General features: G+C 67.5%; 14 protein-coding genes. 4 read left to right on the top strand and 10 right to left on the bottom strand.

Annotation, left to right across the window (positions count from 1 at the left end; all coding sequences use genetic code 11):
- Positions 1-8: 8 nt before the first annotated feature.
- The 5 genes from ABZV58_RS23030 to ABZV58_RS23010 are packed head-to-tail and all read right to left on the bottom strand — an operon-like array spanning position 9 to position 6,103.
- A complete protein-coding gene (locus ABZV58_RS23030) occupies positions 9-824 on the bottom strand; it encodes a CoA ester lyase (RefSeq protein ID WP_355002188.1) in 816 nt (271 codons plus the stop codon).
- Entirely contained in the window at positions 821-1,312 is a 492-nt protein-coding gene (locus ABZV58_RS23025) for a MaoC family dehydratase (protein ID WP_355002187.1), read from the bottom strand. The genes ABZV58_RS23030 and ABZV58_RS23025 overlap by 4 nt, the downstream gene beginning before the upstream one ends.
- On the bottom strand, positions 1,309-2,469 hold the full coding sequence (locus ABZV58_RS23020) for an acyl-CoA dehydrogenase family protein (protein ID WP_355002186.1): 1,161 nt from the start codon (positions 2,467-2,469) through the stop codon (positions 1,309-1,311). The genes ABZV58_RS23025 and ABZV58_RS23020 overlap by 4 nt, the downstream gene beginning before the upstream one ends.
- Positions 2,466-4,505, bottom strand: coding sequence for a biotin carboxylase N-terminal domain-containing protein (locus ABZV58_RS23015; protein ID WP_355002185.1), 2,040 nt, complete (start codon positions 4,503-4,505; stop codon positions 2,466-2,468). Before ABZV58_RS23015 ends, ABZV58_RS23020 begins: the two co-directional genes overlap by 4 nt.
- A gap of 5 nt (positions 4,506-4,510) precedes the next feature.
- Complete coding sequence (locus tag ABZV58_RS23010; protein WP_355002184.1) at positions 4,511-6,103, bottom strand: carboxyl transferase domain-containing protein; 1,593 nt, start codon at positions 6,101-6,103, stop codon at positions 4,511-4,513.
- Positions 6,104-6,192: 89 nt separating this feature from the next.
- Between ABZV58_RS23010 and ABZV58_RS23005 the strand changes: the two genes are divergently transcribed.
- Positions 6,193-6,795: a TetR/AcrR family transcriptional regulator gene (locus ABZV58_RS23005; RefSeq protein WP_355002183.1), complete on the top strand. Its 603-nt coding sequence runs from the start codon at positions 6,193-6,195 to the stop codon at positions 6,793-6,795.
- Positions 6,796-6,815: 20 nt separating this feature from the next.
- Here ABZV58_RS23005 and ABZV58_RS23000 read toward each other — a convergent pair whose 3' ends face one another.
- Both ABZV58_RS23000 and ABZV58_RS22995 read right to left on the bottom strand, forming a co-directional pair.
- A complete protein-coding gene (locus tag ABZV58_RS23000; RefSeq protein WP_355002182.1) occupies positions 6,816-7,562 on the bottom strand; it encodes a 3-hydroxybutyrate dehydrogenase in 747 nt (248 codons plus the stop codon).
- Entirely contained in the window at positions 7,559-8,917 is a 1,359-nt protein-coding gene (locus ABZV58_RS22995) for an MFS transporter (RefSeq protein ID WP_355002181.1), read from the bottom strand. Before ABZV58_RS22995 ends, ABZV58_RS23000 begins: the two co-directional genes overlap by 4 nt.
- Before the next feature lie 140 nt (positions 8,918-9,057).
- Between ABZV58_RS22995 and ABZV58_RS22990 the strand changes: the two genes are divergently transcribed.
- The 3 genes from ABZV58_RS22990 (at position 9,058) to cobM (ending at position 11,800) form a co-directional block, all read left to right on the top strand.
- Complete coding sequence (locus tag ABZV58_RS22990) at positions 9,058-9,984, top strand: LysR family transcriptional regulator (RefSeq protein WP_355002180.1); 927 nt, start codon at positions 9,058-9,060, stop codon at positions 9,982-9,984.
- 354 nt (positions 9,985-10,338) lie between these two features.
- Positions 10,339-10,764, top strand: coding sequence for a PPOX class F420-dependent oxidoreductase (locus ABZV58_RS22985; RefSeq protein WP_355002179.1), 426 nt, complete (start codon positions 10,339-10,341; stop codon positions 10,762-10,764).
- Positions 10,765-11,023: 259 nt separating this feature from the next.
- Positions 11,024-11,800, top strand: a complete 777-nt coding sequence (cobM, locus tag ABZV58_RS22980; RefSeq protein WP_355002178.1) for a precorrin-4 C(11)-methyltransferase — start codon at positions 11,024-11,026, stop codon at positions 11,798-11,800.
- Between the two features lie 194 nt (positions 11,801-11,994).
- Here cobM and ABZV58_RS22975 read toward each other — a convergent pair whose 3' ends face one another.
- The 3 genes from ABZV58_RS22975 to ABZV58_RS22965 form a co-directional block, all read right to left on the bottom strand.
- Positions 11,995-12,375 carry a hypothetical protein gene (locus ABZV58_RS22975; protein ID WP_355002177.1) on the bottom strand — a complete coding sequence of 127 codons (381 nt, stop codon included), beginning with the start codon at positions 12,373-12,375 and terminating at the stop codon, positions 11,995-11,997.
- Between the two features lie 102 nt (positions 12,376-12,477).
- Positions 12,478-13,263 carry an immunity 49 family protein gene (locus tag ABZV58_RS22970; protein ID WP_355002176.1) on the bottom strand — a complete coding sequence of 262 codons (786 nt, stop codon included), beginning with the start codon at positions 13,261-13,263 and terminating at the stop codon, positions 12,478-12,480.
- 65 nt (positions 13,264-13,328) lie between these two features.
- The gene (locus ABZV58_RS22965; protein ID WP_355002175.1) at positions 13,329-17,366 is read right to left on the bottom strand and encodes a toxin glutamine deamidase domain-containing protein; all 4,038 of its coding nucleotides are present in this window, start codon (positions 17,364-17,366) and stop codon (positions 13,329-13,331) included.
- Positions 17,367-18,252: the final 886 nt, after the last annotated feature.

The following is an 18,252-nucleotide window of genomic DNA, read 5'->3' as shown; positions in this document are numbered from 1 at the left end:
GGGGTGGATCAGTTGTGGGCGTGCGCGCGCCGCACGATCTGTTCGGCGTGCCGCAGCACCGGGGCGTCGACCATCCGGCCCTCGAAGGCGAAGACGCCGCGGTGCTTGGGCACCTCGTCGAGTACCCGCCTCGCCCACGCGATTTCGTCGTCAGCGGGTGCGTAGGCGGCGCGGATCACCGGCACTTGGCTGGGATGGATCGCGACCTTCGCATCGAACCCGATGGCCACCGCGTCGTCGGTCTCGGCCCGCAGGCCGTCGAGATCGCGGATGTTCAGGTACACCGAGTCGAGGGCGAACTTGTCGTAGGCCTTGGCGGCGAGCAGCGCGCCGGAGCGCACGTGCCGCGCGACGTCCCGATAGCCGCCGTCGGCGTGCCTGCTCGCGGTGCCGCCCAGACCCGCGATCAGGTCCTCCGCGCCCCACATGACGCCGATCGCGTTGCGCGCCGTGACCGCTTGTCCGATGTTCAGCGCGCCGAGCGGCGATTCGACGAGCGCGATCACCTCGTAGTCGGACAACGCGATGATCTGTTCGGCCGCTTCGGTTTTCGGCAACATGACGCGGCGGTAGCCGGTCTCGGCCAAGGCCGCGAGATCCAGCTCGTGCTCGTCGGTGCCCGCCGCGTTGACCCGCACCACGGTGGTCTCCGGGTCGAGCGGGGACGCGATCAGGGCCGCGCGTGCGCCGGCCTTGTCACCGGCCGCGACGCCGTCCTCCAGATCGAGGATCACCACGTCGGCGGCCGCCGCTGCCTTGGCGTAGCGTTCGGGTCGGTCGGCGGGGCAGAACAACCAGCCCGGCCCCGCCATCTGCCACGTCATGCCTGCTCCGGCGCCATGCGAACCAGCGTCTTGCGGGTGGCCGTCGCGACCACTTCACCGTGCTGATTGCGCCCGGTGTGGGCGAAGGTCACGATGCCCTCGCCGGGGCGGGACTTGGACTCGCGCTTGTCGGTGACCACGGTCTCGGCGTACAGGGTGTCGCCGTGGAACACCGGGTGCGGGAAGTTGATCTCGGAGAAGCCGAGATTCGCCACGATGGTGCCCTGGGTCAGCTGGGCGACCGAGAGCCCGACCAGGGTGGACAGCGTGAACATGGAGTTCACCAGTCGCTTGTTGAACGGGGGCAGCGCGTCGCTGAACGCCGCGTCCAGGTGCAGCGCCTGGGTGTTCATGGTCAGCGTGGTGAACAGGACGTTGTCGGCCTCGGTGATGGTGCGACCCGGCCGGTGTTCGTAGACGACACCGGTCTCGAACTCCTCGAACCACAAGCCGCGCTGGACGATTCGCCGCTCGCTGTGTTCCGTCACAGACCCAACTCCCGTCCGATCAGCATCAGCTGCACCTCCGTCGTGCCCTCGCCGATTTCCAGGATCTTGCTGTCGCGGTAATGCCTGGCCACAGCGTATTCGTTCATGAAGCCGTTGCCGCCGAAGATCTGGGTGGCGTCGCGGGCGTTGTCCATCGCGGCCTCGCTGGCCACCAGCTTGGCGATGGAGGCCTGCTTCTTGAACGGCTTGCCCGCGAGCATCAGCGCGGCGGCGTCGTAGTAGGCGGTGCGCGCGGCGTGCGCGCGGGTCTCCATGCGGGCGATCTTGAAGGCGATGGCCTGGTTGCGACCGATCGGCTGACCGAACGCGAGCCGCTCCTTGGCGTAGCGCACGCTCTCGTCGACGCAACCCTGGGCCGCGCCCACCGACAGCGCGGCGATCGCGATGCGGCCCTCGTCCAGGATGCGCAGGAAGTTGGCGTAGCCGCGGCCGCGCTCGCCGAGCAGGTTCTCCTCCGGAACACGCACGTCGCTGAAGCTGAGCGGGTGGGTGTCCGAGGCGTTCCAGCCGACCTTGTTGTAGGCGGGCTCCGCGACGAAGCCGGGGGTGTCGGTCGGCACCAGGATGGTGGAGATCTCCTTCTTGCCGCCGGTCGTGCCGGTCACCGCGGTCACCGTGACGAGCTTGGTGATGTTCGTGCCGGAGTTGGTGATGAACTGCTTGCGGCCGTTGATGATCCACGTGCCGTCGTCCAGCACGGCCTTCGTGGTGGTGCCGCCCGCGTCGCTGCCCGCGTCCGGCTCGGTGAGCCCGAACGCCGCCAGCGAGCGGCCGCTGGTCAGCTGCGGCAGCCACTCCTGCTTCTGCTTGTCGTCGCCGAAGCGGTAGATCGGCATGGCGCCGAGCGAGACGCCCGCTTCCAGCGTGATGGCGACGCTCTGGTCGACCTTGCCGAGTTCCTCGAGCGCGAGGCACAGCGCGAAGTAGTCGCCGCCCATGCCGCCGTACTCCTCGGGGAAGGGCAGGCCGAACAGGCCCATGTCCGCCATGCCCGCGACGACCTCGTACGGGAAGGTGTGGTTCGCGTCGTGCTCGGCGGCGACCGGGGCGACCACCTGCTGGGCGAAATCGCGGACCGTCAGGGCCAGATCGCGGTAGTCCTCGGGCAGCGTGCCGGTGGACAGGAAGTCGGTCATTCGGAAGTTCCTTCTCGCTCAGAGGTATTCGACTCGGCGACGATGCGGGCCAGCGGCTGGTCGAGGCGCACCTGGGCGCCCGGCTCGACCAGGACTTCGACGACGCCCGCGACCGGCGCGGTGAGCGTGTGCTCCATCTTCATCGCCTCCACCACGACGACCGGCGCGCCCGCCGCCACCGTCGCGCCGGAGGCCACCGGGACGGCGATCACCGAACCCGGCATGGGACTGCGTATTTCGGCGTCGCCGACGTGTTCGCCGCCGCCGCGCACGTTGACCTCGGCGACCTCGCGCAGCACCGAGACACCCGCGGGACTCGCCACCCAGAGTTGTCCGTCGTGTTCGGCCACTCGGTAGTCGCGGCGCAGGTCGTCCAAGGTCAGGGTCAGCACACCGCTTTCCGCCGTGTCCGCCACGAAAGAGGCAGACAGCGTACGGGATTCGCCGTCGCCGATCTGAACCCGAGCCGCTTCGGGGCGGCCGGTGAGGTAGACGTGCTCGGTGCGGTCGCCGCCCGCGAGCCGGATCGGGGTGGGCGCGTGCACGCCGATCCGCCAGCCGGACGGGATGTCCCACGGATCGTTCGCGTCGGCGGGCCAGCGGCGCAGCCAGTGATAGGCGGCCGCGACGACGAATTCCTCGTCGCGCACCGGTTCGGGCCGGAAGTCGCCGACCCTGCGGTCGAGCAGGCCGGTGTCGAGTCGTCCCGCCGCCACGTCCGGGTCGGCCAGCAGGAAGCGCAGGAACTCGATATTGCTGGTGACGCCGAGCAGCACGGTGTCGGCGAGCGCGCGGTCGAGCGCGCCGAGCGCGGCGGCGCGATCCGGGCCGTGCGCGATGACCTTGGACAGCATCGGGTCGTAGTCGCTGCCGACCACGGTGCCTTTGCGCAGACCCGAATCCACCCGCACGCCAGGGCCTTCCGGCTCGACGAGATCCAGCACCGTGCCGCCGGTGGGCAGGAACCCGCGACCGGGATCCTCGGCGTAGACGCGCGCCTCGATAGCGTGGCCGGTGAGGCGGATCTCCTCCTGGCGCGCGCCGATCTTCTGGCCCGCCGCGACCCTGACCTGGCATTCCACCAGGTCGACGCCGGTCACCAACTCGGTGACCGGATGCTCCACCTGCAACCGGGTGTTCATCTCCATGAAGAAGAACTCGTCCGGCCGGTCGGCGGAGACGATGAACTCGACCGTGCCCGCGCCGACGTAGTTCACGCTGCGCGCGGTGTTGCAGGCTGCGGCGCCGATGCGCGCCCTGGTCTCCGCGTCCAGCAGCGGAGACGGCGCTTCCTCGATCACCTTCTGGTGCCTGCGCTGCAAGCTGCATTCGCGCTCGCCCAGGTGCAGGACGTTGCCGTACTGATCGGCCAGGATCTGCACTTCGATGTGGCGCGGCCTGGTGACGAACCGCTCCAGGAACAGGGTGTCGTCGCCGAACGCCGCGCCCGCCTCGCGCCGCGCGCTGACCAGCGCGTCGGGCAGCAGCGCCGGATCCTCGACCAGGCGCATGCCCTTGCCTCCGCCGCCCGCCGACGGCTTGACCAGCACCGGGTAGCCGATCTCGGCGGCCGCGGCGATCAGCTCGTCGTCGGTGAGGCCGGGCTTGGCGATGCCGGGGACCACCGGGACGTCGAAGGCCGCGACGGTGTTCTTGGCGGCGATCTTGTCGCCCATGATCTCGATGGCGCGAGCGGGCGGACCGAGGAAGACGATGCCCGCCTCGGCCAGCGCGGCGGCGAAAGCGGCGTTCTCCGAGAGGAATCCGTAGCCGGGGTGCACGGCCTGCGCGCCGGTGCGCACGGCGGCCGCGACGACTTTGCCGATGGCCAGGTAACTCTCGCGGGCGGGTGCCGGGCCGAGCCGCACGGCGGTGTCCGCCTCGACGACGTGCCTGGCCCCGGCGTCGGCGTCGCTGTAGACGGCGACCGAGCGAATGCCCATGGCGCGCAATGTGCGGATGACGCGCACCGCGATCTCGCCGCGGTTGGCGACGAGCACGGTGTCGAAACCGACGGGGTGGGATTTGTTCAACATCGGGATCACATCCGGAAGACGCCGTAGGAAACCGGTTCGAGCGGCGCCTGTGCGCAAACCGAAAGGGCGAGGCCGAGAATGGTTCTGGTGTCGGCGGGGTCGATGACACCGTCGTCCCAGAGGCGGGCCGTCGAGTAATACGGATTGCCTTGGTGTTCGTACTGGTCGCGGATCGGCGCCTTGAACGCCTCCTGATCCTGCTCCGACCAGGGCTGCCCGCTGCTGTCCAGCTGATCGCCGCGCACGGTGGCCAGCACCGAGGCGGCCTGCTCGCCGCCCATCACCGAGATCCGCGCGTTCGGCCACATCCACAGGAAGCGCGGCGAATACGCGCGCCCGCACATCGAGTAGTTGCCCGCGCCGTAGGAACCGCCGATGACGACGGTCAGCTTGGGCACCCGCGCGCAGGCCACCGCGGTCACCATCTTCGCGCCGTGCTTGGCGATGCCGCCCGCCTCGTAATCACGCCCGACCATGAAGCCGGTGATGTTCTGCAGGAACAGCAGCGGGATCTCGCGCTTGTCGCACAGCTCGATGAAATGCGCGCCCTTCATGGCGGATTCGCTGAACAGCACGCCGTTGTTGGCGACGATGCCCACCGGGTGACCGTGGATCCGCGCGAACCCGGTGACCAGCGTCTTGCCGTATTCCGCCTTGAACTCGTGGAATCCGCTCTCGCCGTCGCCGCCGTCCACGATGCGGTGGATGACCTCGCGCACGTCGTAGGGGGTGCGCAGGTCGACCGGCACCACGTCGTACAGCTCGGACTCGGGCAGCGCGGGCGGCCTGGAAGCCGTAATCTCCCAGGGGCTTTGCGGTCGCGGGCCCAAGGTGGCCACGATGCGGCGCACGATGCGCAGCGCGTCCTGGTCGTCCTCGGCCAGGTGATCGGTGACGCCCGAGGTGCGTGAGTGCAGCGCGCCGCCGCCCAGCTCCTCGGCCGTGACCACCTCGCCGGTGGCCGCCTTCACCAGCGGCGGGCCGCCGAGGAAGATCGTGCCCTGGTCGCGCACGATCACCGCCTCGTCGCTCATCGCGGGCACGTACGCACCACCCGCGGTGCAGGACCCGAGCACGGCCGCGATCTGCGCGATGCCCTTGGCGCTCATGGTCGCCTGGTTGTAGAAGATGCGGCCGAAGTGCTCGCGATCGGGGAACACCTCGTCCTGGTGCGGCAGGAACGCGCCGCCCGAGTCGACCAGGTACAGGCAGGGCAGCCGGTTCTGCAGCGCCACCTCCTGCGCCCGCAGGTGCTTCTTCACCGAGAGCGGGTAGTAGGTGCCGCCCTTGACCGTGGCGTCGTTGGCCACGATGACGCACTCGCGTCCCGACACCCGCCCGATCCCGGCGATCACGCCCGCGCCGGGGCATTCGTCGCCGTACATGCCATTCGCCGCGAGCGGGGAGAGCTCGAGGAACGGGCTGCCGGGATCGAGCAGCTGATCCACCCGCTGCCGGGGCAGCAGCTTGCCGCGCGCGATATGCCGCTCCCGCGCCTTGGCGGGCCCGCCGAGCGCGGCCGCCGCCAGCCGCGCGCGCAGGTCGCTGGTGAGCGCCTCGTGCGCCGCGCGGTTGCCGACCTCTTGGGTAACCGTCATCACGTCCGCCGTCCAGTTAGTCGCCGATAACTGGAATTCAGGTTAATATCGATTAACCGAGTTGTCCAGATCGGGTGAAAGGAGCGGGTGTGACCGGCACGGAAGCTGTGGCACTCACCCGCCGCGAGCAGCTGAAGGCGGAGCGGCGCAAGCAATTGCTGGAGGCGGGGGCGCGGCTCATCGCCGATCGGGGTTTCCTCGGCGTGCGGCTCGACGATCTCGGCGCGGCCGTCGGCATCAGCGGCCCCGCGGTCTACCGGCACTTCCCGAACAAGGAGGCGCTGCTGGTCGAGCTGCTGGTCGGGGTCAGTCAGCGGCTGCTGGCCGGTGGCCGGGCCGTCGTGGTCGGCGCCAACTCCGCCGAGGCCGCGCTGGAAGGTCTGGTCGACTTCCATCTGGACTTCGCGTTCGGCGAGCCCGAGCTCATCCGCATCCAGGACCGGGACCTGGACAACGTGCCCACCGGGCCGCGTCGCGAGCTGCGGCGCACCCAGCGCCAGTACGTCGAGGTCTGGGTGGAGGTGCTGCGCAAACTGCATCCTGGCCTGCCCGAGGAGGGGGCGCGGGTGCAGGCGCACGCCGCGTTCGGCCTGCTCAACTCGACCCCGCACAGCGCGCCGCCCGCGACCGCGAGCAAGGCGCGGCCGATCCTGCGCGAGATGGCGCTGTCGGCGCTGAACCGAACCGGCTGATCCCGCGCGGACCGGCCGACTCATCGAGCGCTCCACCCACCGTCCATGGTGTAGGACGCGCCGGTGACCATGCCCGCGTGCGGGCCGGTGAGCCAGCCGACCAGAGCCGCGACCTCGTCGGGTTCGACGAGCCGCTTGATGGCGCTCTCGGTGAGCATGATCTTCTCGATCACCTGCTGTTCCGGGATTCCGTGTGTTCTGGCCTGGTCGGCGATCTGCTTGTCCACCAACGCTGTTCGGACGTAACCGGGGTCGACGCAGTTGCTGGTCACGCCGTGCGCGCCGCCCTCCAGCGCGGTGACCTTGGACAGCCCTTCCAGGCCGTGCTTGGCCGTCACGTAGGCGGCCTTGTACGCCGAGGCGCGCAGCCCGTGCACCGACGAGATGTTGACGATGCGCCCGAATCCGTTGCGGTACATGTGCGGCAGCGCCGCGCGGATGAGCAGGAACGGCGCTTCGACCATCAGGGTGAGGATGTCGCGGAACTGCGCGGGCGGGAAGTCCTCGATCGGATGGATGCGCTGGATTCCGGCGTTGTTCACCAGCACGTCCGCCTCGAGGCGCAGGTCTTCGAGCGCGGCGACGTCGAGAAGGTTGACCTGCCAAGGCTTTCCGCCGATCTCGTTGGCCAGCTTCTGGGCGCCGTCGCCGTCGATGTCGGCGACGGTGACCTCCGCGCCGCGGGCCGCGAGCTCGCGCGCGCAGGCCGCGCCGATGCCGCTCGCGCCGCCGGTGACCAGGGCGCGCCGTCCGAGTAGATCGGTCATCGAGCGGTCACCTCGGCGTCGGCCCGGTCGACCGCCTGCAGGTCGAGACCGCTTGTCTCCCTGGCGAAGAGCACGGCCACCACTGTGACGGCCGCGGCGCCCGCCAGGTACCAGGCGATCGGCACCGACGAGCCGAAGCTGTCGAGCAGCCGGACCGCGATGATCGGCGCGAGCGAGCCCGCCACGATGGAGGTGACCTGATAGCCGAGGGACACACCGGAATAGCGCATCCGGGTGGGGAACATCTCCGCCATGATCGCGGGCTGGGCAGCGTACATCAGCGCGTGAAAGACCAGCCCGACGATGATCGCCGACATGATGACCAGGTGGCTTCCGCTGTCCATCATCGGAAAGGCGAAGAAGCCCCAGGTGCCCGCGGTGAGCGCGCCGACGAGATACACCGGCCGCCTGCCGAATCGGTCGGACAGGTGCCCGGCCAGCGGGATCGCCGCGAAGTGCACCGCGTGCGCCGCCAGCAGCCACCACAGGATGGTCTTCGTGTCCGCGCCGACGTGCACCTTCAGGTACGTGATGGAGAACGTGACCACGAGGTAGTACATGATGTTCTCGCCGAAGCGCAGGCCCATCGCGGTGAAAACGCCTCGGGGATAACGCTTCAGCACCTCGACCACGCTGAACGAGGTCGCCTCGAGCTGTTCGGCCTCGCGCTGCGCCTCCAGGAAGATCGGCGCGTCGGTGACCTTGGTGCGGATGTAGTAGCCGACCAGCACGACCACCGCCGACAGCCAGAACGCGACCCGCCAGCCCCAGGACAGGAACGCGGCGTCCGACAGTGTCGAGGTCAGCGCGAGCAGCACGACCGTGGCCAGCAGATTGCCCGCGGGCACACCCGCCTGCGGCCAGCTCGCCCAGAAACCGCGACTGCGGCTGGGACTGTGTTCGGCGACGAGCAGCACCGCGCCGCCCCATTCGCCACCCACCGCGAAGCCTTGGATGAAACGGAGGGTCACCAGCAGCGCGGGCGCCCAGTAGCCGATCTGCCCGAAGGTCGGCAGGCAGCCCATCAGGAACGTCGCGCTGCCGACCAGCAGCAGGCTGAATTGCAGCAGCTTCTTGCGTCCGTAGCGATCGCCGAAGTGTCCGAAGACGATGCCGCCGAGCGGTCGCGCGGCGAAGCCGACCGCGTAGGTGACGAACGCGGCGAGAATCGCGTCCAGATCGCTGGTCCCCTTGGCGAAGAACACCTTGCTGAACACCAGCGTGGCGGCCGTGCCGTAGAGGAAGAACTCGTACCATTCGACGACCGTGCCCGCCATCGAAGCGGAGACGACCCGCCGTAGACCGGTGGGTGTCGGACTGGGATCGCTGTCCGTCGCGATTTCGCGCACGCTCATCGAACTCTCCTTCATGACGGGAGCCACATCACCCCTCATCTGTGATGCGGCACACACGTTGTGGCTGGAACGAGTATTCGTGCAGATCTCTGTCGGTGGCAATGCCCAGATGTGCACGACCAATCTGCAAAGATGCAGATATGAGTCCGGCTTCCCCCGGATTCGGCCGCCGTCCCAGCGCCGATGACCTGCTGGTGCTGCTCGCGGTGGGCCGATCCGGTCGCTTCGTGTCCGCCGCCGACGAACTCGGCATCAACCACACCACCATCTCCCGCCGCATCGCCGCGCTCGAGGAAACGCTCGGCGGGCGCGTGCTGACCCGGGTGACCGGCGGCTGGGAACTCACCGACCTCGGCCGCGACGCGCTGGCCGCCGCCGAAGCCGTCGAATCGGCGGTCAAGTCGCTTGCCGCCGACCCGGCCGGTAACCGGACGCTCGAGGGAGTCGTGCGCCTCTCGGCCACCGACGGATTCAGCGCCTACCTCGCTGCGCCCGCGGTGGCGCAGGTGCAACGCAGGCATCCGAAGATCGCCGTCGAGATCGTGACCGCCACCCGTCGCGCTTCCCAACAGCGGTCCGGGCTGGACATCGAGGTCGTCGTCGGCGAGCCGCAGGTACACCGCGCCAAGGCGATTCGGCTCGCCGACTATCGGCTCGGGCTCTACGGCTCACGACAGTACTTGCGCGAGAACGGAATCCCCTCCGGCATCGAGGATCTCGCCCGGTACCCGCTGGTCTACTTCATCGACTCCATGCTCCAAGTCGACGACCTCGACCTGGCCTCCAGCTTTGCCCCATCCATGCGCGAATCCATCTCGTCCACTAATGTTTTCGTCCACGTCGAGGCGACGCGTGCGGCGGCGGGGCTCGGGCTACTGCCCTGCTTCATGGCCGACCGTCACGACGATCTGGTGCGGGTTCTGCGAGACGAGGTTTCGGTGCAGTTGGCGTACTGGTTGGTGACGCGGACGGAGACGTTGCGCAGGCCGGAGGTCGCGGCGGTGGTCGATGCGATCCGGGAGCGGGTGTGGGAGCAGAAGGGGATGTTGTTGGGGGAGGACGGGTAGGGAACTGCTTCCAAGAACCGGCCGGAAGCCACAATCAGCCGAGCATCTCGTCGATGGTTTTCGCGGTGGCAGCCCGTTCGACCCAGCTGTTCAGCAGATCCGCGTCAGCGCACCCGCGCAGGCGGACTTCGGCTTCGATCGGGATTCGGCTGCGTCGGGCGCGCAGCATTGTCAGCGGTGCCCGTGCCTCTCCGCGTGCCTCGCCCTCGGCCTTCCGCCCGTGTAGTACCGCCGGGCGAACTCGCTTTTGTACTCGTCCGTGCCGGTCGTCATGGGGCCTAGGTCTACCTCCGCCTCCGGCCATGCGCAGGCTGACGACGGACTTCGCCCGGCAACGCCCGTTAGGGTGTGCGCATGACCTCTCTGTCGGATCCCAAGGTGCGCGAATTTCTCGAGCACGGCACGCGGACGGGCAAGGTCGCCTTCGTGGCGGCGGACGGGCGTCCGATCGTCACGCCGGTGTGGTTCCTCGTCGAGGGCGAGGAGATCGTGTTCAACACCGGGAAGGAGACCGCCAAGGGCCGGGCGTTCACGCGCGATGGGCGGGTCGCGCTGTGCGTCGATCTGGAGGAGCCGCCGTACGCGTCGGTTCAGATTCAGGGCGTGGTCACGATGTCCGAGGATCCGGACGAGTTGCTGCGCACCGCGACGGCGCTCGGTGGGCGGTACATGGGTGAAGATCGGGCCGAGGAGTTCGGGAAGCGCAATGGAGTGCCCGGGGAACTGGTGGTTCGGCTGCGGCCGACCAAGGTGATCGCGCACTTCGACGCGACCGCCTGATCGCGGGGCTGGCGCCTGGACCTCTGATCAGACGCGGCGGCTTATTGCGGCAGGGGAGCCAACCGCCGTGTGGTTCGGTCAGCTTGCTGATCGGCCCGCGGGGCGACCGACGAGCTGGAACATCCCGCCGCTCGACTCGAGCTGGTTGGCCTACGACCTCACGAGGCCGCTGACAGGGTCGCGCTGCCGCAGGAAGCTCCGCCTTCGCTCCGGCCGTGCGCGGACTATGGCCGGACTTCGCCCACATACACTGACCCGCATGACCGTGCACTTCATCGGGGCCGGGCCGGGCGCCGCGGACCTGCTGACCGTGCGAGCGGTCACCCTCCTGCGCACCTCCCCGGTCTGCCTCTACGCGGGCACCTACCTGGACCCCGAGGTGCTGGCCCACTGCGCGCCCGACACCGAACTGATCGACACCCAGCGCCTCGACATCGACCAGATCACCGCCCACCTGGTACGCGCCCACGAATCCGGCCGCGACGTGGCGCGGCTCTGCTCCGGCGACCCGTCCCTCTACTCGGCGCTCACCGAACAGACCCGCCGCCTCGACGCCCACGGCATCCCCTGGGACGTCACCCCTGGCGTCCCCGCCTACGCCGCCGCGGCCGCCTTGCTCGGCACGGAACTCACCGTGCCCGAACTCGTACAGTCCGTCGTGCTCACCCGCACCCAGGCCCGCTCCACCGCCATGCCGGAATCCGAGGCGCTGGCCAACTTCGCCCACACCCGCGCGACCCTCGTCCTGCACCTGGCCATCACCCGCATCCGCACGTTGGCCGCCGAACTCACCGCCGACTACGGACCCGACTGCCCCGTCGCGGTCGTCTACCGGGCCAGCCAGCCCGAACAGCTAGTCCTCCGCGGCACCCTCGCCGACATCGCCGACCAGGTCGAAGCCGCCGAGCTGCGGCAAGCGGCCGTCATCCTCGTCGGCCGCGCCCTGACGCCCGCTCTGTCGTGCACCGGTTCCCATCTCTACGACCCGGGCCGTGACCGGCACTCGGTACCGGAGGGCGGATCGGGCCGTCGCTGAGATCCGGCGGCTCAGCGATCGCCCGGGCGGAGCCCCGCGGCGCCCCTCGGTTCGGTCGTAGGTCGACGAGGGGTTGAAGCGTCGGATCGGCACACAGCTTTCATACGCCTCACAAAGCCGTCGCCTCTGTGAGGCGTAGGAAACGTTTGTGGCAAGGGCGAACGATCTCGGCGGGGCGGGGGAGTTGCTGGGGGTCAGAAGTAGGACAGCACGTCGGCATCGAACTCCTCGCTGTCCGGTACCGTGGTCGGCGGTTGATAGTCCGCGTCCCGCACGTGGAACAGGAACTTCTCCGGGAAGTTCAATCGGTAGGTCGCTAGGTAGTGGATCGAATCCACCCGCCAAATCCACCGTCCATCCGAGATCAACGAAGGCCCGCCCGGGATCACCGTGCTGCCGTCGAGCAGGTCGGTGACATCCTCCAGCACGTCGAAAACCGGTGGTGCTGAACGCATGTACTCCAGGATCGCGTGCCGATCGGTGAGCGGTTGCGTCGCCTGGGCCTCGCGTAGCGACGGCAGGTTGTCCTTTGGATTCCGGTACATCTCCCGGTAGATCCCGACGGTGTTCAACATGGGTATTCGTCCCCCTCGTGTGCTGGTTCTTCTGTGTGTAGTGCACGGCATCGGTAGTTCGGCGTCAGATCCCGAAATTACCTGTTGCCGCGTAAGAGGGCATTATGTCGGAAATTCGCCGAGCCAGCCTCGGTCCAGGAATCCAATTGGTATGTAGTCGGATTCCACTTCGATCGGGAATCCGGCGTCGTAGGCAAGGCAGGTTATTGCCAGCGGGCCCAGTGCCAGGTTTCCCGATAGATACATTTCGCGTTCCGGTGATGTCCAGTACTGCTGGTGCAGATGTAGTGCCTCCGCCAGGGCTTCGTTGAAGCCGCTGTGGTCGCGTCGCAGGAATCGGTAGAACAAATTGATGGGTGGGTAGAGTATCTTGTCCAGCGTCTCGCGGTCTGCGATGGAAGCGATGTCGGGACTGGATTTGTCCAGTGTGGTGGTGAGTTTTTCGACTATTCCAGGTTGCTCCGTCCAATAGGTCTGAAGCGTGTCCACCCAGTCGTAGAGGTAGTCGTCGTGGACTGCGCCGGACGCCCGGAGCAGGTCGAGCGGCACGGCAGCCAGTGCGGACATGCGTGTCTGGTCTCTGCACACAATGGCATACCAAAACGCGGAAATCCAATTTCCGGCATTGGTGTAGTAGGTGGGCCCGATCGCCGGGAAAGTGTATTCCTTGTGGTCGATCATGCAATTGATCGTTGTTTCAGCGGGCGCCGTCGCTGCCGCGAACATTGCGGAGCCGATCTGCATCGCGGTGACCATCGATTCCCAGGTCTCGACTTTCGACGCTTGTGGGTCGACCATCAGCTGTGCGGAGATATTGCTCGTCGACGTGTTGAACGTATCGTCGAAGGCGCGAGTAGAGCGGGAGAGCCGTTCGAGACCCCTTGCCATACTCCGACGAAAGCCCGTGGCGCTCGATTCTGGATCTGCTATCTGAACAGTATGCCGAGAAATGTTCACTGGTGCTCTTCTCCGGTGATGTCGAACTTGGCCATTGTGTATCCCGCGTATTCGCCGGCGTTCTTATTGCCCTTGACCAGGATATAGTCGAGGCGGCCCTCGTCAAGTGCATCCATCAAGTCGTCGGCCAGTTCGTTCTCTCCCCGTTGTCTCATAATCCTTACGATGTCTGTGAAGTACTCGCGTGTTCCTTGTGAAGCGCGGATCCCGCTGGGCAGGTTACGTGCGCCGAGTTCGGTGTCGACACTACTCTTCGCTTCGATGACGACATATCGCCCATCGGGGGTTTTCCAAACCTGATCGAACTGGTCATTACCGTTCGCTGGGCCTCCCAGCGGTTGACGTTCCGCGCCTGGGTAGTGCTCGGGTATCACATGGTGCTCGGCAATGGTTTCACCGAAATATTCCGAGGCCCGTGACATTTCATGGTGGAGTGGTCTGTGTTCGGCGCGCGCCCTTTCTAGCTCGTCGCGGTTGGCTTGTGTGTCGTCCTTTTCAGCAGCGTCTTTCGCGGCTTTCAAAAGCTTCTCCGCAGCGATGTCCGATTGGATCGCCTGGTGGCGTCTTTGGGCGGCCGCGTCGAGGCGTTCGAGTGCCTCTGCGGTAGCGCTGTCTCGGCCGGTCGGGTTTCCGAGTTCGCCGATGTCGTGAAATTTGGGCGGAATCGGCGGCGGAGCATCGCTCGCGGCGATCCAGTCTCCGGTACGAGTGTCTCGGACTAGTTGCGGCGGGACGTGCCCAGTATCATCTCGGCGCGTTTTGTCCTTTCGCTGACCATCTGAACGGTAGTACTCCCTGAAGTATTTCTCATCCTCGTTCGCACGCTTGACCTGCTGTTGCATTATTTCTCGTTGCGATGCGTCGCGAGGTTGATCCCGGCTATGGGCGTCGTCGGTGGACCCACCGTCCGTTGCTGCGGATTCGGTGTCGTCGCCCATGTAGTCGACGGGTTCGTCGGGGGTGGGTGGAGTGGAGGGTGGTGGGGTGTGGGTGGTGGGGGCGGGGGTGTGGCCTTCGGGGGTGGTGGGGTGGTGGGTGGTCCAGGCGCCGTTGTTGCGGACGTGGGCGGGGGAGTTGGGTTTGTTGGGGGTGCCTACGGCGTCGGAGGGGGTGTGGACGGGGACGTCGAGCTCGTTGGCTATGTGGCGGGCGAGGTCGGGGTTGTTGGCGGTGTTGCAGGCGATGAGGCGGATGGGGGTGCCGGGTTTGTAGTTGGGGTTGCTGCGGATGGCGTCGACGATTTGGTCGGGGGTGACGTTGTCGAGGGGGGTGCCGTTTTGGTCGGCGTGGAAGATGACGTCGAAGTCGCCTTCGTTGCGGAGGTTGTTTTGGACTCGGTGGGTGGCGGGGTCGTCGCCGAGGGCGGTGCTGGTGGGGGTGTGGTTTGTGGGCGGGGTGGTGGAGTCCGGGGTCGCCGGGGTGGAGGTGTCCGCCGGGGGTTTGGTGTCGCTTGCGTGAGATTGGTTGAGGGGGGTCGTCGGGTGTTCGGTTGGGGTGGTGGGGTTTTGCGATGGGGTGGGTGCGGGGGAGTGTGTGGAGGCGGGCGTGGTCGCGGAGTTAATTGCGGGAGTTGGTGATTGGGCGGGGGTGGTGGCGGAGTCTTGTGGGGTGGTGGCGGCCCACGGGGTGGAGTTGGGGTTGTATTCGTGCTGTTCGAACCAGTTCTGCCAGTCTTCGAAGCTGCGGCGGTTCGGGTTTTGGGACGTCGGATTCTGTTGGGGCGCTGTGCGGTTGGTGTCATTGCCCTGGATGGGGCGGTGCTCCGGACGGGTGGGGTTGTCGGAGAAGGGCGGCCGTGGTTCGGGCCGAGTGGGTTGGTTCGGCGTGGGAGTGCGGTGTTCGGGCCGCGTTGGCTGGTCTGGGGATGGGGAGCGGTGTTCGGGCCGCGTTGGCTGGTCTGGGGATGGGGAGCGGTGTTCGGGCCGCGTTGGCTGGTCCGGTGAAGGGGTGCGGTGTTCGGGCCGGGTCGGCTGGTCCCCGACGTGGCCGCGGTTGTGCGGTTGGGCGGGGTGCTCGGACGGGGATGTCCGTGCGGGTTCGGCGGATGCAGTGCGTGTGTCCGGGCGCGACTGATCACCGGCTCGCGGTTGGGTGGCGGGACGCGCCTGGTTGTCTGGCGTCGGCCGGTTGGTGGGGCTCGTTTGGTTGTCCGGCGTCGGTCGGTTGTCGGTGCCGTTGAACGGGAGCCCGGTGGATGGCGTCGGGGTGGTCGACGGGCCGGGTTGTTGTGTTGGCCTGGCTGGGGTTTGGTCGGCCGTGTCGGGGGTCTGGTGCTGTGGTGTGAGCGACGAGGGGGAGGTCGTCGGTGTGGTCGTCGGGTCGGTGGCCGACGGGGAGTTCAGAACTCGAACGTCCCGGTCTCCGGCCAGGCTCCCGTCTGGCTGCGGGCTTGGGCCCAACCCGCTGCTTGGCGGCAGGTCACGTGGGTTGCCGGGGTCTCCGTGTAGAAGCGGTGGGTGTGCTTGTTGATTATCAGATGGTGTTCGACCGGGGGTTGGGGTGGTTGGGTCAGTGACTCCGCTCGGACTCGGTAGTCGATCTCGGCTCGGCTCTCCCGAATCCGTTCGATGTGGACTCTCCAGGTCGGGGGATACACCTGGTAGCCCTGTACCGGGCGTCCAGCCTGTATCGCTGCGTCGTAGTTCTCCCCGATCGTCGTTGGATGCAGGCTCGAATGTGCCGTCACTACCCCGGTCTGTTTGTTGACCACGTAGCTCCCCTGGCCCATTCCCTGACCGTTCGCTATCTCCTCCTGCGTCAGGACTCCACGGCAGACCCATCCGTGCTGGAATTCCAGAACTCGGTATTTGCGGTCCGTCTTGAGGGCTCTGGCCAAGTACTCCCGAACTTGCTGCGGGGTTTCCAGAGGCTCCGGCATTGTGTGGTCCTCCATTGGGATCGATGGGGATGAAAATCAGCTGGCAGGAGCCGTCGATCAGAGAGGCAGGGGGCACGTCCGAGGTCGTGCCTTGCTGCGGATCCCACCACACCGGTCCAGTGGCACCGGGCGGGTAGAGGATGACCGTAGCGTGACCACCGTCGATGACAGGATTGCCCTCGTCGTCGTACATGAGCTGGTTGTTCTCGTCGCGGGCGTGCCAGTAGTTTCCGACCAGCGCGGATGACCCGGGGCCCAAATGGGCTATCCAGTTGTGCAGTGCCTCGAACTGCTCGGCGATGGGGCGGTCGCCGTAGTTCAGCCAAGGCGCGTCGAGCCAGGCCGCCGCGCGTTCAGGACCACGGAACTCGCCGCTGCGGTCATCGATGCTTCCGTCTGGCATCTGGTCAGGGTGTCGAGGCGCGGAGACCTGCGGGTTTCCGTAGAACGACGACAACGCCGACAGAGAGCAGTCGAGGCAGTTGTTGCTGCGGCCCGGGACCGTAGGTCCGCCATCGTTGACCAGTTGCCCGTACGGGTGGGTGCGTGGATCGGCGCCGACGACGAATTCGTTGCCGTTGCGTAGCGAGTCTTCGACGTCGTGCTGATAGGCAGGGTTTTCGACGGGTGCGAGTCGAAACGGTCCGTCGATTCGCGTATCCGACGGGTTGTCGAAGCGGGGATCGGTGTTGGCGGCGGCGATGTCGTTGCTGAGTTGGCGGAGGTCGTCGGGGGTGAAGCCGGGGTCGCCGTTGGTGGGGCTCGGCATGAGGCCGAGGTGCATGCGGAGGTTGTCGGCGAGGGTGTTCGGGCGGTCGCCGGGGGACCAGTTGTCGCGGCCCTCGCCGATTGGGGTGGCGTTGACGTCGAGGTGGGCGTTCGCGGGGTCGTTGGTGAAGACGACGTCGACGAGGACGCGGTCGCCGCTGAGCAGGCTCGGTGCGGAGTTGAAGGCGGCGTCGGCGGCGTTTTCGGTGTTGGACATCAGGCGGCGGATGTCGTTGGGGGAGATGCCCGCGGTGGGGGAGACGTGGACGCGGACGGTCAGGATCGAGACGTACTCGCCCGACGGGAGTCGGTGGCGGCGGACTTCGTAGTTGGGTCTGCCGAGGCCCGCGTGAATACCGCGTGCTTGGACGGATGTCGTTCCGCCCAAGGGGGTTTGGGTGCGGTAGAACTCGCGGGCCGAGCGGGCCTGGTCGATCCGACGCTGTTGCGGGGAGGTCGGGTTTTGCGGTCGGTTCGGGGGGCCCGGCGGTGCGCTGGGGGAGTTGGGGTTCGGTTGTGCTGTCCGAGCGGGGCCGGGGGTCTGCTGGTTGGGCTGGTTGTGGCGCGGGTCCGCGTTTTGTGGAGTGGTGCGCGGAGGCTGGGGTGCCGGCCGCTGCGGTGTGTTGCGCGGGTCGGCGTTTTGTGGGGTGGTGCGTTGTGGCTGTGGTCCCAGGCGGTGCGGTGCGTTGCGCGGGTCGGCGTTCTGTGGAGTGTTGCGGGGAGGCTGGGGTGCGGGCCGATGGGGTGTGTTGCGTGGGTCGGCGGATTGCGGAGTCGTGCGGGGAGGTTGCGGACCCGGTCGGTGAGGTGTGTTGTGTGGGTTGGTGTTCTGCGGGGTCGCGTGGGTGTGCGGACCTTGCGGCGGAGACGATTCCGGTGCGCGGACGTTGGGGAGTGGCGTCTGCGGGCGGCCCGGATCGGCAGGTGTGCTGGTCGGTGTGGTCGCGTTGGGCTGCGGCTGGACCGGATAGGCGCTGTTGCCGGGATGCGTTGGGGTGTCGGAGGTTGGGCCGGATGACGCGGTGTTGGTCGTCGTGGTGCCCGGGCTGTTCGAGTTGTTCTGGAGCTGTTCGCGTTCGGCGCGGATTTCGGCTTCGGTGGGTTGGTAGCGGCCGATGTGCGGGTTGTATTGGCCCGCGTAGAAGGGGTCGCGGGGGATGGGACGGCCGTCGTTGTAGTGGGCGATGAATTTGTGGTTCGCGGGGTCGAAGCCGGGGCGGTTGGCGGGGCCGAGCGGGTTTGGCTTCTGTTGCGCGGGAGTCTGGTTCGCCGGG

This window comes from Nocardia sp. NPDC004654, assembly GCF_040609595.1.
Taxonomy (GTDB): Bacteria; Actinomycetota; Actinomycetes; order Mycobacteriales; family Mycobacteriaceae; genus Nocardia.
This window is presented reverse-complemented; position numbering and strand designations above follow the sequence as displayed.